Source organism: Mesobacillus sp. ABV4_180 (genome assembly GCF_056158485.1).
Genome location: NZ_JBSWTJ010000001.1, coordinates 3,327,830 through 3,343,785, shown reverse-complemented (window position 1 = coordinate 3,343,785; position 15,956 = coordinate 3,327,830). Strand labels below are relative to the sequence as shown.

16 protein-coding genes, 1 tRNA gene and 1 riboswitch are annotated in these 15,956 nt (G+C 41.4%); of the genes, 15 read left to right on the top strand and 2 right to left on the bottom strand.

Features of this window, described 5'->3' with window-relative positions; all coding sequences use genetic code 11:
- Nucleotides 1–10: 10 nt before the first annotated feature.
- Complete coding sequence (locus ACXAEA_RS17145; protein WP_475097073.1) at nt 11–547, top strand: DUF1850 domain-containing protein; 537 nt, start codon at nt 11–13, stop codon at nt 545–547.
- On the top strand, nt 537–2,489 hold the full coding sequence (locus tag ACXAEA_RS17140; RefSeq protein ID WP_475098158.1) for a TRAP transporter permease: 1,953 nt from the start codon (nt 537–539) through the stop codon (nt 2,487–2,489). Before ACXAEA_RS17145 ends, ACXAEA_RS17140 begins: the two co-directional genes overlap by 11 nt.
- A gap of 39 nt (nt 2,490–2,528) precedes the next feature.
- Here ACXAEA_RS17140 and ACXAEA_RS17135 read toward each other — a convergent pair whose 3' ends face one another.
- Nucleotides 2,529–2,750 (bottom strand): hypothetical protein, encoded by a 222-nt coding sequence (locus ACXAEA_RS17135; RefSeq protein ID WP_475097072.1) that lies wholly within the window; start codon nt 2,748–2,750, stop codon nt 2,529–2,531.
- 136 nt (nt 2,751–2,886) lie between these two features.
- On the opposite strand from ACXAEA_RS17135, the gene ACXAEA_RS17130 reads away from it, so the two are divergent.
- The 6 genes from ACXAEA_RS17130 (at nt 2,887) to ACXAEA_RS17105 (ending at nt 6,841) form a co-directional block, all read left to right on the top strand.
- Nucleotides 2,887–3,528, top strand: a complete 642-nt coding sequence (locus ACXAEA_RS17130) for an NUDIX hydrolase (protein ID WP_475097071.1) — start codon at nt 2,887–2,889, stop codon at nt 3,526–3,528.
- Nucleotides 3,529–3,599: 71 nt separating this feature from the next.
- Nucleotides 3,600–3,672, top strand: a tRNA-Val gene (locus ACXAEA_RS17125).
- A gap of 111 nt (nt 3,673–3,783) precedes the next feature.
- Nucleotides 3,784–3,891, top strand: a riboswitch (TPP riboswitch).
- Between the two features lie 182 nt (nt 3,892–4,073).
- The gene (locus tag ACXAEA_RS17120) at nt 4,074–5,018 is read left to right on the top strand and encodes an ABC transporter substrate-binding protein (protein ID WP_475098157.1); all 945 of its coding nucleotides are present in this window, start codon (nt 4,074–4,076) and stop codon (nt 5,016–5,018) included.
- 13 nt (nt 5,019–5,031) lie between these two features.
- Nucleotides 5,032–5,322 carry a thiamine-binding protein gene (locus tag ACXAEA_RS17115; RefSeq protein ID WP_475097070.1) on the top strand — a complete coding sequence of 97 codons (291 nt, stop codon included), beginning with the start codon at nt 5,032–5,034 and terminating at the stop codon, nt 5,320–5,322.
- Nucleotides 5,322–6,083, top strand: coding sequence for an ABC transporter permease (locus ACXAEA_RS17110; protein WP_475097069.1), 762 nt, complete (start codon nt 5,322–5,324; stop codon nt 6,081–6,083). The genes ACXAEA_RS17115 and ACXAEA_RS17110 overlap by 1 nt, the downstream gene beginning before the upstream one ends.
- Nucleotides 6,083–6,841: an ABC transporter ATP-binding protein gene (locus ACXAEA_RS17105; RefSeq protein ID WP_475097068.1), complete on the top strand. Its 759-nt coding sequence runs from the start codon at nt 6,083–6,085 to the stop codon at nt 6,839–6,841. The genes ACXAEA_RS17110 and ACXAEA_RS17105 overlap by 1 nt, the downstream gene beginning before the upstream one ends.
- Before the next feature lie 77 nt (nt 6,842–6,918).
- On the opposite strand, the gene ACXAEA_RS17100 is transcribed toward ACXAEA_RS17105, so the two are convergent.
- Entirely contained in the window at nt 6,919–7,491 is a 573-nt protein-coding gene (locus ACXAEA_RS17100) for a hypothetical protein (RefSeq protein ID WP_475097067.1), read from the bottom strand.
- 547 nt (nt 7,492–8,038) lie between these two features.
- Between ACXAEA_RS17100 and ACXAEA_RS17095 the strand changes: the two genes are divergently transcribed.
- The 7 genes from ACXAEA_RS17095 (at nt 8,039) to ACXAEA_RS17065 (ending at nt 15,843) form a co-directional block, all read left to right on the top strand.
- Nucleotides 8,039–8,791, top strand: a complete 753-nt coding sequence (locus tag ACXAEA_RS17095; protein ID WP_475098156.1) for a transporter substrate-binding domain-containing protein — start codon at nt 8,039–8,041, stop codon at nt 8,789–8,791.
- A gap of 174 nt (nt 8,792–8,965) precedes the next feature.
- The gene (locus ACXAEA_RS17090) at nt 8,966–9,625 is read left to right on the top strand and encodes an amino acid ABC transporter permease (protein ID WP_475097066.1); all 660 of its coding nucleotides are present in this window, start codon (nt 8,966–8,968) and stop codon (nt 9,623–9,625) included.
- 28 nt (nt 9,626–9,653) lie between these two features.
- Nucleotides 9,654–10,376, top strand: a complete 723-nt coding sequence (locus ACXAEA_RS17085) for an amino acid ABC transporter ATP-binding protein (protein WP_475098155.1) — start codon at nt 9,654–9,656, stop codon at nt 10,374–10,376.
- 151 nt (nt 10,377–10,527) lie between these two features.
- Nucleotides 10,528–12,078: a BCCT family transporter gene (locus ACXAEA_RS17080; RefSeq protein WP_475097065.1), complete on the top strand. Its 1,551-nt coding sequence runs from the start codon at nt 10,528–10,530 to the stop codon at nt 12,076–12,078.
- A gap of 177 nt (nt 12,079–12,255) precedes the next feature.
- Nucleotides 12,256–14,301, top strand: coding sequence for a bifunctional diguanylate cyclase/phosphodiesterase (locus ACXAEA_RS17075; protein ID WP_475097064.1), 2,046 nt, complete (start codon nt 12,256–12,258; stop codon nt 14,299–14,301).
- 103 nt (nt 14,302–14,404) lie between these two features.
- Nucleotides 14,405–15,097 (top strand): DUF975 family protein, encoded by a 693-nt coding sequence (locus ACXAEA_RS17070; RefSeq protein ID WP_475097063.1) that lies wholly within the window; start codon nt 14,405–14,407, stop codon nt 15,095–15,097.
- Nucleotides 15,098–15,303: 206 nt separating this feature from the next.
- The gene (locus ACXAEA_RS17065; protein ID WP_475097062.1) at nt 15,304–15,843 is read left to right on the top strand and encodes a DinB family protein; all 540 of its coding nucleotides are present in this window, start codon (nt 15,304–15,306) and stop codon (nt 15,841–15,843) included.
- The last annotated feature ends 113 nt before the right edge of the window (nt 15,844–15,956 follow it).

The following is a 15,956-nucleotide window of genomic DNA, read 5'->3' as shown; positions in this document are numbered from 1 at the left end:
GGCAGAATCAATGAAATTATTTAAGACAAAAACCATGATCTTCGTTCTGTTGCTCCTCATTATTTTTATCGTAATAATCTCAATGTATATTCCTTATAGACAAGCACTTGTTTTTCTTCAACCTGAAAGAGATAATATATTCTGCTATGTTCCTATTGCTCCGGGTGAAACATTTAAGATAAAGTATAAGCATTCTATCCACCTCTCGGACGTCATCGAAAGCTATCGAGTGACTGACCAAAATGACATTCAGCAATATGAACTGGAATATGAAGATTTTGCGATTGGTATGCCTTCAGATGTTGCTGAGGGTGAGAAGTTCGAGATGCAGAATGGAAGATACTATATTAAGAATATGGACAGAAGGTTTGAGCATTTTGACCTGCGGGTTGGCAAGGTCAGGGCAAATCATACATTTGTCCAAGGTAAGGTATCCTTTCCGCTTGTCCAGGTTATCGAACCAGGTACGAGAGTGAGGATTGAAGTGAAAAAAATTAATTTTATTCAGCAGATGAAGGGAGTGAACATCCTTGAGCATGAAAAATGAAACTTTAACAGAACAGGAACAGCAGGAACTGCTTGAAAAATACGATCCTGAAGCTGCCTCAAGGAAATTGAAGGGGATAATGGGCACGATTGCATTTGTAATGTTGCTGTCATTCTCATTGTTTCAGTTGTACACATCGATATTCGGAGTTTTAACTGCTCAGCTGCAAAGATCCATTCACTTAGGGTTTGCACTGGCATTGATCTTTATATTATTCCCTGCACGAAAGAAAGACAGGGTACATAATAAAGTCGCCTGGTATGATATTTTGTTGGCCCTTATTGCGGTTGCAGTCGGTGCTTATTGGCCATTAATGATCGATGAATTGGTAAACCGGGTAGGCAGGCTTACTCCGATGGACTTTTATATTGGATTGGCCGCTGTAGTGCTTGTACTTGAAGCAACCAGGAGAACGGTTGGACTTCCTATAACTATTATTGCGATACTGTTTATGGTATATGGCTTATATGGCCCATACATGCCAGGATTCCTTGCACATAGAGGACTTGAATTAGACAGCTTAATCCAGACGATGTTCTTCACTACGGAAGGTATTTTAGGAACGCCATTGGGTGTATCCTCTACATTCATTTTCTTGTTCTTATTATTTGGAGCATTCCTTGTAAAAACAGGTGTAGGCCAATACTTTAATGATCTTGCTGTATCCATTGCAGGAAAAAGAGTAGGTGGTCCAGCAAAGGTAGCGATTTTTTCAAGTGCCCTTCAAGGAACGATCAGCGGCAGTTCTGTAGCTAACGTTGTGACGTCCGGATCCTTTACGATCCCGATGATGAAAAAACTTGGTTACCGAAAAGAGTTTGCTGGTGCCGTAGAAGCATCGGCATCCACCGGCGGTCAGTTAATGCCGCCAATCATGGGTGCGGCAGCATTCTTGATGGTAGAGTTCATTGGCGGTGGAATCACTTATTGGGATATTGCAAAGGCTGCAGCAATTCCAGCACTTCTTTATTTCACAGGAATCTGGATCATGACACATTTTGAAGCAAAACGTGTTGGTCTTCGTGGATTGAAGGATGAGGAAATGCCTGATCGCAAAGAAGTGCTGGCAAAGATTTATTTGCTGCTTCCAATATTAGCGGTAATTGTCCTGATGGTTAGCGGCATGAGTGTTATGCGGGCAGCTCTCTGGAGTATTCTTATCACAGTTTTAGTCAGTGCAATTAAGAAAGAAACACGGATTGGTTTCAGGGATATGATTGACGCGCTTGTTGATGGTGCCCGCACGGCGTTAGGAGTTGCGGCTGCTACTGCTGCGGCTGGTATCATTGTGGGTGTCGTAACAAAAACAGGATTGGGCTTAAAGCTCGCCAATGGATTATTGGATCTGGCCGGCGGACATTTACTTCTTACCCTGGTGTTTACGATGATTGCATCCTTGATATTGGGCATGGGGTCCCCGACAACAGCGAACTATGTCATTACTTCAACAATCGCTGCACCGGCAATCATTTTACTTGGAGTACCTGATCTATCTGCCCATTTATTCGTGTTCTATTTTGGAATCATTGCGGATATAACACCTCCAGTTGCCCTGGCGGCATTTGCGGCGGCAGGTGTATCTGGCGGTGAACCAATAAAGACCGGCGTAAACTCGGCAAAGCTGGCAATTGCAGCGTTCATTATTCCATATATGTTCGTGTTGTCTCCAGAATTGTTAATGATTGATACTACATGGTATTACTTAATTTGGGTAGTGTTTACAGCACTTGCTGGAATGATGTTGATTGGTGCAGGGATTATTGGTTTCTGGCTGAGGAAGTTGTTCTGGTATGAGAGAATCATTGGGGTTGTAAGTGGTTTGATGCTGATCTACCCTGAAAAAATTACCGATATTATCGGCCTTGGTTCTTTTGTTTTAATCATTGCTTTGCAATTATTAATCAAGAGAAACGATACGCCTGAGCCGAACACAGCAAGCTAATAAGCTTTTTAGAAGTCCTCAAATCGGGGGCTTCTTTTTTTAGCTTGTTTTGAGGAATTTTCGCTTTTCTGGCATGACGGAAAGGATGTTTTCAACTTTGAATAACCGTTCATCATTTCTAAGGAAACAAAATGCTTTAAAATAACTGCCGCGAATTTCTTTTACAATGATTCTTCGTTGAGTAATCTGATTATTTGCAGCTAGATAAATCATCTCCACAGGGAGCTTTTCTTTTAATGATTTTGTTAGCAGCTTATTCATGTGTGTTCACCTCCCAAATTCTATATTCTTATTATACCCAAACATTTGTTCCTTATTCAATATTTTTTAGAACGAATGTTCGTATAGTTTTCGCGTTGGAAATTAATGTTATAATGAACTTAATGGGGGGATTTTGATGGAGAGTGAAATGCTACGAATTTTTGATGACCAGGGGAATCCACTGGGGACGGCAACGCGTTCTGAAGTACATAAAAAAGGACACTGGCATGAAACTTTTCATTGTTGGTTTACCGAGAGGGTTGGCGGAAAGGACTATCTTGTTTATCAAATCCGCAGCTCGGATAAAAAAGACTATCCCGATTTATTGGACATAACAGCGGCGGGACATATTTTAGCGCATGAAACCAAATTGGACGGCTTACGGGAAGTGGAAGAGGAGCTGGGAGTAAAATTATCATTCGTGGACATTGTTTCACTTGGAGTAATCAAAGGTTCTCTTGTCAGTGCTGATTTCATAGATAAAGAGCTATGCCATGTGTATGTATATAATCAGCATGTCCCAAATGAATCTTATCACCTTCAAGAAGAGGAAGTTTCCGGAATAGTGAAAGCTAGCCTGGACGACATTGAAAAACTCTGGTTTGGGGATACAAAAGAAATCAGTGTCGAAGGATTTCAGATTGATGATTGTGGTGCAAAAAAATTACTTAGTAGAATAGTCTCTAAAAAAGATTTTGTTCTCCATGAGGATGCCTATATTAATAGAGTGATCCAGGCAATAAGAAGTTTAGGAGAAGATAAAATTGAGATGTTATAAAATTATTGACAATGCAACCATTCCAGTATATATTAATAAATGTCCTCACCAAAAAGGACAAACTCAATAACGATTCCTTAGCTCAGCTGGGAGAGCGCTACCTTGACAGGGTAGAGGTCGCTGGTTCGAACCCAGTAGGAATCATACATTAAGAAGCTTCAATCCTTCCTTGGATTGAAGTTTTTTTGTTCTGAAATGCAATTATTCTAGACGAATCAAAAAAACTTCTATATATTTAAGATGACAATTGGAGAATAGGAAATGTAGGGGAGCCGGTGGTGCCGGCTGAGAAAGTATCCAGAGATGCTGACCCTTTAACCTGATCTGGCTAGTACCAGCGTAGGGAACATCTTCTGATAGACGTGTATTCGTTTATTATGGATTTTTTCGTGCGCCTGGGATTTCCCGGGCGCATTTTTTATTATGTGAAAATCAATTCTTATTCCAGCCTTCTTTTCCAGCTTCATTGTCAATTAAATTAGAGAAGAGGGAAAGTTATGAGGAAATTTGCAAGTTTGATAACGATGTTTTTCTTGGTATTGAGCATGGCGGCCTGCTCATCCAGCGAGTCGTCGGCTGAGAAGGAAAAATCACTGAAGAAGGTATCGATTGTACTTGATTGGACGCCCAATACGAACCATACGGGCATTTATGTGGCAAAGGAAAAAGGGTTTTTTGAAAAGAATGGCCTGGATGTAGATATTATCATGCCGGGTGAAGCAGGAGCGGACCAGATTGTCGCATCGGGCAAATCAGAATTTGGTGTGAGCTACCAGGAGGGAATTACTCAGGCAAGGATCCAGGGAATCCCTATCGTTTCATTGGCTGCGGTCATCCAGCACAATACATCGGGATTTGCTTCCCCAAAAGCAAAAAATATTGCTTCTCCTAAGGATTTTGAAGGGAAAACCTATGGCGGATGGGGATCACCGATCGAAAAAGAAGTCATCAGTTCATTAATGAAACAGGATGATGCTGATGTGGAGAAAGTGAAAATTGTCAACATGGGCGATTCTGATTTTTTCACTGCAGTGAAGCGTGATATTGATTTTGCCTGGATTTATTATGGCTGGACGGGTGTCGAAGCTGAGCTCCGTAATGAGCCAATCAATATGGTGTACCTGACCGATTATTCAAATAAATTGGATTACTACACGCCTGTCATCAGCACAAATGAAGAGATGATCAAAAATGATCCGCAAACCGTTAAAGCATTCATGGCTGCGCTTACGGAGGGATATGGATTTGCGATTGAACATCCAGAGGATAGTGCGGAAATCCTGCTAAAGGCAGTACCGGATTTGGACGAAGAGCTTGTAAAAAAGAGCCAGGAGTGGCTTTCTCCCAAATATCAGGATGATGCAGGGCGATGGGGAGAACAGAAGCTTGAGGTTTGGGAGAACTACAGTGAGTGGATGTTTGACCACGGTCTTCTCGAGAAAGAATTGGATGCTGAAAAAGCTTTTACAAACGAATTTTTACCTGAATAAGGAGGAGTTACGAATGGCAAATTCTCTTGTAAGTGTACAAATCATCCCTAAGGCTGCAACAACGGAAGAAGTCATTAGAATGGTGGATGAAGCAATCAAAATCATTGATGCCTCTGGTGTGAAATTTGAAGTCCATCCGCTTGAAACGACAATGGAAGGAAACCTGGAGCAATTATTAAATGTGATTGCCGAGATGAATAAAAAAATGGTCGAACTTGGCTCGCCAAATGTCATTTCCCAGGTAAAAATCCTTTATCAGCCAGAAGGAATCACTATGGATCGACTAACGGAGAAATATCGGTAATGAGAGAGATTTTGAAGAATGGATGGAGACCAAGTCTGGTTCTCCTCCTTGCTTTGCTGCTATGGGAAGGGGTTGCATATTTTAAAGAAATCCCCGCATGGCTGCTGCCTGCCCCATCCCTCATTATTAGGGAAGCAATGACAAATTATTCTTTATTTCTCTCAGATATAGGAGCAACATTGTACCTGGCTATTGCCGGACTTTTACTTGGGGTGACAATCGGCTTTATGATTGCAATGGCTCTGCACTTAGTTCCTTCACTTCGGAATGCATTCTATCCATTCTTGATTCTATCGCAAAATGTCCCGATAATCGTGATAGCCCCATTATTTGTGATTTGGTTCGGATTCGGTTTTCTGCCAAAATTGATCCTGATTACATTAATCTGCTTTTTCCCGGTTACAATTGCCTGCCTTGATGGGTTCAGGAATGTTCCGGGTGAACTCAGACATTACATGCGAATGTCGGGTTCCACAGATTTACAGATGTTTATGAAGCTTGAACTTCCAAATGCCCTGCCTCCGATGTTCTCCGGCTTGAAAATTGCGGCGACATATAGCGTAATGGGTGCTGTGATTTCTGAATGGCTTGGTGCTGAAAAAGGACTCGGTTTATTTATGACCTTATCCTCTTCCGCATTCAGGACTGACCGGGTTTTCATAGCGATTTTCATCATCATCATCTTCAGTATGTTCTTCTACGGGCTGATTGTTTTGATGGAAAAACGTCTGATTAAATGGATGCCAAAAGGATGGGAATAATGGAAGCCAAAATCAGAATTGACAGCATTACTAAATCCTTCGAAAAAACAGGTTTGGTGCTGGAAGATATTTCACTGCATGTGAATGAAGGTGAGTTTGTATCGATCATTGGTCCTTCTGGCAGCGGGAAGAGTACGATTTTTCAATGCATAGGTGGATTGGTTCAGCCTGACAAAGGGGAACTGCACCTTGATGGACGCAAAATCAATGGAGAAACTGGGAATATAGGCTATATGCCTCAACAGCCAGCGCTTTTTCCATGGAGAACAGTATTGGACAATATCTTGCTTGGCCAGGAACTTTCCGGAAAACGTGACATAGCTGAGGCGAAAATGTGGCTGGAAAAGATAAAGTTATCAAACTATGAGAAAGCTTATCCCAATCAACTGTCGGGCGGCATGAAACAAAGAGTCGCTTTCCTGAGGGCTCTTTTAAGTCCACAGTCTGTTTTGCTGCTGGATGAACCATTTTCCGCTTTGGATGAGTTCACGAGATTTGAGATGCAAAGATGGCTCCTGTCCATTTGGGAAGAAGAGCGGAAATCTGTGCTTTTTATTACGCACAATATCGAAGAGGCGATTTTTTTATCAGATAGAATTTACCTGCTTTCTCCTCGACCTGCAAAAGTAATCAAGGAAATGAAAGTGCCGTTTAATAGGCCAAGGACGGGTCGTATACTTACTGATGATGTCTTTTTGCAATTGAAGAAAGATATTTATCGTTTGTTGAAGGCAAGTGGATTGCATGAAGGTTTTTAGTGTACAAACTCATACTAAGAAAAAAAGAAACGGCGAATTTTTTTGCCGTTTCTTTACATAAATTAATCCCCTTGGCGTTAAGGATGGTGCAGATGCTGCTGGTCTTCTGATTTTTGCTCAATGTTCTCGATCCAGGCATTACCTAGTAAATTCCCTGTTAATAGATATGAGGCCAGCAAGATAAAGCTGAGGAAAGGTATGATAACGTCTCTAGAGGATTTAATAGCAGACTTTGTTTGTTGCAAAATTTTATATAGGAATATAGATGATACAGTAAGAGTTAAAAAAAATTGGATGAGAATCAGTGCTTTTTCCGGCAAAAGCATTTCGCCAAGCATAGCCCCCATCATTCCACCCATCAACCCACTCATAAAACCCTCAATTGAGGAAGCTGTACTAAATACAAATCCAAGTCCCACCCCGCAAAAAGCTCCTATAACCATCCCGAGCATAGTAGAAAGGAACAGATCACCCTGATGGATACTGCCAAGTAAAATCCCTGATGTGATCCCGGCATTCATTCCGAAAAACATGGTAACGATCATACCTGACATCAAGTTCATTCCAGACTTAAAACGGTTAGCCATTATGATAGATATAAAGGTCACGCAAGCAAGGGTAAAGAAGACATAAACATTAAATAATAACATGGTTAACCTCCTCATCACCATGATATGAAGGATGGGGACAAACCATGCAGTTGAGCTTGAATATGCAGAAAGTGTGAATTTTAGGAACTTCGTTCGAAAAAGGAAGTTTTTATAAGCATATCGGGAAATTCACGAAAGTTGATGCAAAATCTCCTGGCTTTTCTGATATAACGTCAAAATTCGGTGATTTCTGTCGACCAGGCAAGAATCGGGAGCATCTGAAAGGATCCTAGGGGAAAAGGGAGGCTAAGCAAGCTGAGTAAACGAGAGCATGAAATACACTGGTATATCACGAATTATCAGATAATTTGAATTTTGAGAGCATATTACAGGATTGTTACAATTATAGTCATAACGTTTGTTGGGGGGAGAAAAGAGATCAAGCAAAAAAAGGAAGTTTATCAACCTCTCAAAAGGGGTAAATAAACTTTGCTTCTAACTGTCGGGATTTTTAGTACGGCAAGCATTGGAAGACAAAAAGATAAATTTAGAGGGGGAGTTTTAGAAAGTGAAGAAAATTTTATCGATATTCGTACTTATTGTGACAATGGCAGGGATCCTGGCTGCTTGTGGCAGCGATGAAAAAGCCTCTGGCGGTGAAGGAGGCATGAAGCTGGCTGAGGATGGAAACTTTACATTTGCGGCATCAGGCGAATTCAAGCCATTCAGTATCACAGATGGGGAAGGAAAGATGTCCGGGTTTGATATCGATGTGGCTGAAGCTGTTGCAAAAGAGCTGGGACTTGAACCAAGCCAGAAGAAGTTCAAATTTGCAAGTATCGTAGAAGGCGTTAAAACAGGGCGATTCAATGCAGCTGTTGCCAGCCATACGATTAATGAAGATCGCTTAAAGCATGTAGACTTTTCTACACCATATTACTATTCTGGACCACAGATATTTGTAAGAACTGACAGTGGAGCAGAGAAGCTTGCTGACCTGGAAGGGAAGGAAGTAGCCGTTTCAAAGGGATCTACATATGCAAAGACAGCAGAAGAAGTGACAGATAATATTGTGCTTTATGACAGTGACGTAACAGCTTTAGAAGCGTTGGCCAATGGAAGGCATGACGCTGTTATAACGGACTTTATTACAGGTAAAGAAGCGATCGGTGCCGGATTGAAAATCGAGGGCAAGGAGCTCCTTGGGCGCAGTGAGCAGGGAATTGCAGTTGCAAAAGACAACAAAGAATTGCTGAAGAAAATCAACGAGGCATTGGAAACATTAAGAGAAAATGGGACGTTGAAAGAAATCAGTGAAAAATACTTCGGTGAAGATATCACTGCGGATCCGGAAAAATAAGCTGTCACTCGGAAGCGAATGTGCGGTATGACTGCACATTCGTTTCTGCTTAATTTGCTGTTTTATTAACGATATGAAGCGCATGCTGGAACATTAGGCTGGATGATGCCAGATAAAAACAGCAAGAAAAACGTGAAGAGTTAAAACAGAAGTTCACAGGGAGTTGAATGAATTTTGCCAAGTTTAACGCATGTTATAGAAGTATTTTTCGACACTTATGATATTTTCCTCAAAGGCATGCTGCTTACATTGCAGGTTACTGCCGTCTCGATATTAATCGCTATTTTCATAGGTTTGTTTTTTGCCTTTCTTAAAATTTCAGGCATTAAAGTCTTGGAATGGATTGCGAATGCCTATATCTATTTGGTCAGAGGGACCCCGCTCATCGTGCAAATCTTCATTTTTTACTTTGGAATGACAACTCTAAATATGTCCGCATTTTGGGCTGTGGCGCTTGGGCTTGCATTCCACAACGGAGCCTATATTGCGGAAATCTTCAGGGGAACAATCCAATCAATCGACAAGGGTCAAATGGAAGCGGGACGCTCACTTGGAATGAGCAGAAACCTGACAATGAGAAGAATCATCCTTCCACAGGCATTCCGTCGTGCTCTGCCGCCGCTTGGAAATCAATTTATCATCGGTCTCAAGGACTCTTCTCTGGCAGCCTTCATTGGGATGTATGAATTATTCAATGTAGCGACCACAAAAGGGGCAAACGATTTTGACAATATGACATACCTGCTGATTGTCGCTGTCTATTATCTATTCCTAGTTTACTTGATATCAGCATTAGTAGGACTTCTTGAGAAGAAACTTTCGGTAAGTGATTAAGGGGGAAATTGTTTTGGAAGGTAGAGATATGATCAAAGTGAATAAGCTTAATAAATCGTTTGGTGACCTTCATGTATTGAAGGATGTTGATATTACTGTAAAAGAAAGTGATGTAGTCTGCCTGATTGGGGCCAGTGGTTCTGGAAAAAGTACGTTGCTCCGCTGCCTGAATTTCCTGGAGGTCAAGGACAATGGACAAATCATCATCGAGGGTGAGGAAATAAACGCGAATACCCACGATTTGAATGAAGTGCGCCAGAAAATCGGAATGGTTTTCCAGCACTTTAACTTATTTCCTCATAAAAATGTGATTGAGAATATCATAGAGGCCCCAGTCCACGTAAAAGGCGTCAGTAAGGAGCAGGCAATTAAGGAAGCAAGGGAACTGCTTGGCAAAGTCGGACTCGCAGATAAAGAAAAAGTATATCCATCCAAGCTTTCCGGCGGACAAAAGCAGCGGGTAGCTATCGCCAGGGCGCTTGCTATGAAACCTGATATCATGCTTTTTGACGAACCAACATCGGCCTTGGACCCGGAACTGGTGGGAGAAGTTCTCGCTACAATGAAAGAACTGGCCGAGGACGGAATGACGATGGTCGTCGTGACACACGAAATGGGCTTTGCCCGTGAAGTTGCGGATTGGGTTGTTTATATGCATGGTGGACGGATCGTTGAAGTTGGGCATCCTGAAGATATCTTTGAAAATCCGGTCGAAGAGCGTACACGTGAATTTTTAAGTAAAACTTTTTAACAGGATGGACGCTTAGGGATCTAAGCGTTCATTTTTTCTTTAAGATCTCCTATGGATAATGAAGGTGCAGTCATTGCAGAATAAAATTTATAAAGGTACCTACTGTAAATTGTTCATAGTAGATATAATTACATGAATTATGGAGGCTGACATGATCAGGAATATTTTCTCTAACTTTGTTTTTTCAGTGTCGGCTGCGGTGATACTGCTGTTCGTCGTAGTTGGAGCTATTAAGCCAAAAGCGTTTGGTGAAATAGCAGGAAAACTATTTGATTTCACAACAATTAATTTTGGCTGGTTTTATTTACTGGCTGTGTTTATTATTGTGCTATTTTTAATTGGCCTTGCTGTTAGCAAATATGGAGCAATCCGACTTGGCGGTGAAGGGGAACGTCCTGAATTCTCCTTTTTCACCTGGATAGGGATGCTTTTCTCTGCAGGGTTCGGAGCGGGTCTTGTATTCTGGGGTATCGCTGAACCAATGAGCCACTTTTTTAATACTCCTTTTGCGAGTATTGAAGGAGAATCAAGAAATGCAGCAAGGATCGCCATGGGATATTCCTTTTTCCACTGGGGTGTCAGCCAATGGTCTGTATTTGCGATTGTCGGCCTTGTAATTGGATTTTTGCAATTCCGCAAGCAAAAAAACGGGCTTGTCTCCACAGCACTAGAGCCGATTACTGGCAATAAACCAGTGGTAAAAAATACAATCGATACCTTGGCTGTCGTGGCGACAGTAATGGGGATTGCTACCTCAGTTGGTCTTGGAGTATTACAGATGAATGGCGGCCTTAACGCAGTGTTTAATACAGGTAATTCAATTGGTATACAGATGGTCATTATCCTTATTATGTTTGTTGCCTATATGATTTCTTCATCAACAGGGCTGGATAAAGGCATCGCAATGCTGAGTAACTTGAACCTCGGAATTGCGATCCTACTCCTGCTTTTCGTATTAATCGCCGGACCCACGGTATTTATCATGGAAAGTTTCACTCTGGCCATTGGTGATTACTTTGCCAACTTCATTCAATATAGCTTGAGGCTGCAGCCTTATCAGGAAGGAACATGGACCCGGGATTGGACAATTTTTTACTGGGCCTGGGCAATCGCCTGGTCACCGTTTGTCGGTGCATTCGTTGCACGTGTTTCTAAGGGCAGGACCATTAGGGAATTTATATTTGGTGTCATGGTAATTCCCCCACTCATAGCTTGCCTTTGGATCGCTGCTTTTGGTGGTACTGCATTATGGAATGACTTAAATCACGACACTGGAATTGCTGCTGCAGTAAATGCTGATTTAACTTCCGCACTTTTCAAGACCTTCGAATTTTTGCCAATGACGACGATTCTATCGGTTTTTTCAATTATTTTAATCTTTACTTTCCTGGTAACATCGGCCGACTCTGCCACTTATATACTTGCAAGTATGACTACTTCGGGAAGCCTGCATCCGCCGCTTTTTGCGAAAATTGTCTGGGGATCATTGATGGCTGCTATCTCCGCCGTATTGCTATACGCAGGCGGACTGGAAGCCCTGCAGACCGCTTCACTTATCGCGGCGCTTCCATTTACAGTCTTATTACTGTTGCTGATGTTCGCAATCCTCAAACTTCTTAAAAAAGAACCGCTGCCAATCAGGCCGGCTGATTTAAGGAGATTCAGGAGACTGGAGAAGGCAGCAAATAATGAGAAGGAATAATAGTAATGATTGCTAATAATCTGTTTGATAATTTTAGATTTAGACCGCTGCCTTGTGCAGCGTTTTTTTTATTCTAATGATCCTTGATTCCAGGTGAATTAATAAACAAAATGCAGCTGTCGCCGATATAAATACCATATTAACAACATGAAAAACTAAAAAGGATGTTTGCCTACAATGTTTTCAATACCCGATTCAGACAATATTACAATTTTACAGGGAGAATATTCGCTCCCAATAGTTTTTCTTTCTGTCGTAATAGCTTTCCTGGCTTCATTTACAGCTCTTTCGATGAACGAGAGAATCAAACAAAACGGCTTTTTTAGCCGCAATTTCTGGCTGATTCTTGCATCCATTGCAATGGGGCTTGGGATTTGGGCGATGCATTTTATCGGCATGAGCGCATTCATGCTGCCTGCTACGATGAAATATAATATTCCTCTGACAATTTTATCGGTTGCACCTGCAGTACTGGCTTCATATCTGGCATTCTATATCTCGAATCGGACCAATCTAACGTGCTGGCCGCAAATTTTTGCTGGCATCATCATGGGAATTGGAATCGCTGCGATGCACTATATCGGAATGTCAGCCATGAAAATGGATATTGAATATGCCTATAGGCCAAACATTTTTGCCCTGTCCATTGTCATCGCCATCATTGTTTCCTATGTAGCATTGTACATATTTACAAGTATGCAGAGGTTCATGGGGAATTTCTATGTCAAAACAATTACATCCTTGCTTATGGGACTTGCAGTTGCGAGCATGCATTATACAGGCATGGAGGCAGTTGTTTTTTATACAGAGGGTTCGATGGTACCACCAACTCATCATGCAAAAATGAATCTGCACTTGCTGATTGTTGCTGTAACTTTGGGAATAGGAGTTATTTTGGGACTTACGGGATTGTCCAGTCTGCTTGACCGTTATGTAGATTTCCGTTTGAACCATTTCGATGCCTTGACAGGTCTGCCTAATAGGCGACAATTTGAAAAAATGATGAATACTTCTGTACCGAATAGTCTTGCAATTATCCATTTGCATGGCTTGGAAAAGTGGAATAGCAGGTATGGATATGAGTTTGGCGATGAAGTGATTAGAGCAGTAAGTGATATTCTCAACAGGCTTAAGCCAGGATTCGGTGTAATTTACCGAATTGAGGGCAATCGTTTTGCCTTGATCTCTGCTGATGGCCGTGACTATGAAAAACTAAAAATTTCCCTGGAAACAATCACTGCAGTTTTGAAGAAACCTATAGTCATCAACGAAAAGAAAATTGTGATTGATATGGTTTGCGCTGTAGCAAGCAGACAAGGAAATGACCATGAAGATTTATTTTCCAATACTATAGCTGTGCTGCAGCATTCCCAAATAGCTTTTAAGCATGAGGTTATCGAATATGACCCGAATGTACATACCCTCGCATTTGAACGGAATCTCATCCATGATATTGACAGGGCTATACATGAAGAAGAACTATTTGTTCTTTATCAGCCGAAGGTCTGTTCCAATTCACAACTGGTCTTTGGTGTTGAGGCTTTGCTTCGCTGGAAGCATCCTGTACATGGAATGATTTCCCCAGGTGTTTTTATCCCTATTCTTGAAGAAAATGGAAAGATGCATGAGGTGACAGATTGGCTCATTGATCATGTGTGTGAGCAAATTGCCTTTTGGGCAGCTGAAGGCAATGAAGTTTTTAAAGTAGCGGTCAATATACCAGGTTCCTATTTTACATCGCCGCAGTTAATGGATTCATTGAAGCAGAGTGTCGCCAAGTATGGGATTGAAAGCAAGTACCTAGAACTTGAAATTACCGAGACAAGCGTCATTGACCATATCGAAAATGCCATCAGGGCAGTGAGTGAATTCAAAGAGTACGGGTTCACAGTTGCCCTCGATGATTTTGGAACAGGTGTGTCTTCCTTATCCTACTTAAAGCGACTGCCAATTGAGACCCTGAAAATTGATAAGTCATTTGTTGATGATGTGCCGCAATCGGAAAAGGACTCTGCGATCATGAAAGCAATAGTCAGCCTTGGCCATTCCCTGAAACTGAAGGTGGTCATTGAAGGAGTGGAATCTGAAGAGCAGATGAAATTCCTCTTAACTAATTCAGAAAATCCAATTATACAGGGGTATTACTATTCCAAGCCGCTTGAAGCTGGAAAGCTTGTTGAGTGGGTCAATAACTTTACGAAATTATCTGGGGCAGTTTCATAAATATTCTATGTATTTGTTAAAAATTTCATAATATAATTGGATGTGTCTAAATTTTTGCCCGGTATTACCGATAAGATTTATGTTCAAAAAAGGAGGAAAGTATATGGATTTAAGTATTTCACAAATAAAAAAGAAATCCCTGGCTTCATTAAAAGGGAAATGGGGAATCGGCGTCGCGCTGACACTCATTGTGTTCCTTGTGACAACATTTGTTCCAATGATGGTAGAAGTAGTGTTAAGCGGCGGGTTTTCAACTTGGGTAGCACAGACAGAAACACCGGTATGGGCAAGCCTTGTCAGTACATTTTTCACATTTCTCTTCATACCGCTGTCAGCAGCGAGCTACTGGTTTTACCTGGTGATTGCAAGATGGAATGATCCTAAGATTTCCCAGGTATTCGCGGTGTATAAAGAATGGGAACTTTCCCTGAAGGTCATTGGAACATCCATCCTGGTCGGGATTTTTACAATGTTATGGACTTTATTATTGATTATACCTGGAATCATAAAAGGAATTTCCTATTCTCAAGTGTTCTACCTGCTAAGGGATCATCCGCAGTTATCTGCTCTGGAAGCCATCACCCAGAGTAAAGTGCGGATGAAGGGTTATAAATTGAAGTTCTTCCTGATGAACCTTAGCTTCATCGGCTGGGCGTTCATTGCCATCTTCACTCTTGGAATAGGCTTCTTGTGGCTGGTGCCATATATAAGCACAGCCAATGCGACTTTTTACAACGAATTAATTGCTCCACAAGATAACGGGGAAGCTAAACCTGCTGACTTGGCAATCTTATAAATATCATTTATTCAGCCTCAGCTAGATTCATAGCTAAGGCTATTTTTTTGATGAACTACACCAACATACAGCCATTTTCACGCAAACGGCCACAATTAGAATCCCCCACTTCTATTTTAAAAAAATACATAAAGGAAAAATAAAGGGGACAGCGAATAGTATTAGTTCAATCATTTACAGAAAAGAGTGAGAATATGGGCTTTGATATGTCTACAATATTTTTGGTGGATCAGAAAGATGGTTTTACCTCGACTTTCAGCCAATTGGTGTCGATGATGAACTATACACGTAAAACTACCTTGGACGCAGTTGAGGGGCTATCAATAGACAAACTCGATTACCTCATTCATGGGGAAGCGAATTCGATCGGCATGCTTCTTGGCCACATGGCTGCAGTTGAAAGAATCTATCAGATTGTCACTTTTGAACGGCGGGACCCAACTCAGGAAGAAGAGGAAGAACTTGCCGCAGGACTGGAACTTGGCGAAAAAGGAAGAGCAGCCTTCAAAGGGTTCCCGCTGGAATATTATCTTGAAGACCTCCAGGCGGCCAGGAACGATACCTATAGTAAGTTCCAAACACTTGCGGATGAATGGCTGTTTGAACAGACCAATTGGTGGTGGAATCAGCCGGGGAACAATTATTTCAAATGGTTCCATGTGTTCGAGGATGAAATCAACCACCGCGGCCAAATCAGAATGATCAAGAAGATTTACAGCAAAAAAAAAGAAGGTTTAGCTAAATAATTTAATTTACTTTAGGCCCGCGGAGTTCTTCGCGGCCTATTTTATTTCTTATGATTTTTTGTAAATTTCTCAATGTTTTGAAACTTATTTCCAGGACAATCGTAATACATATC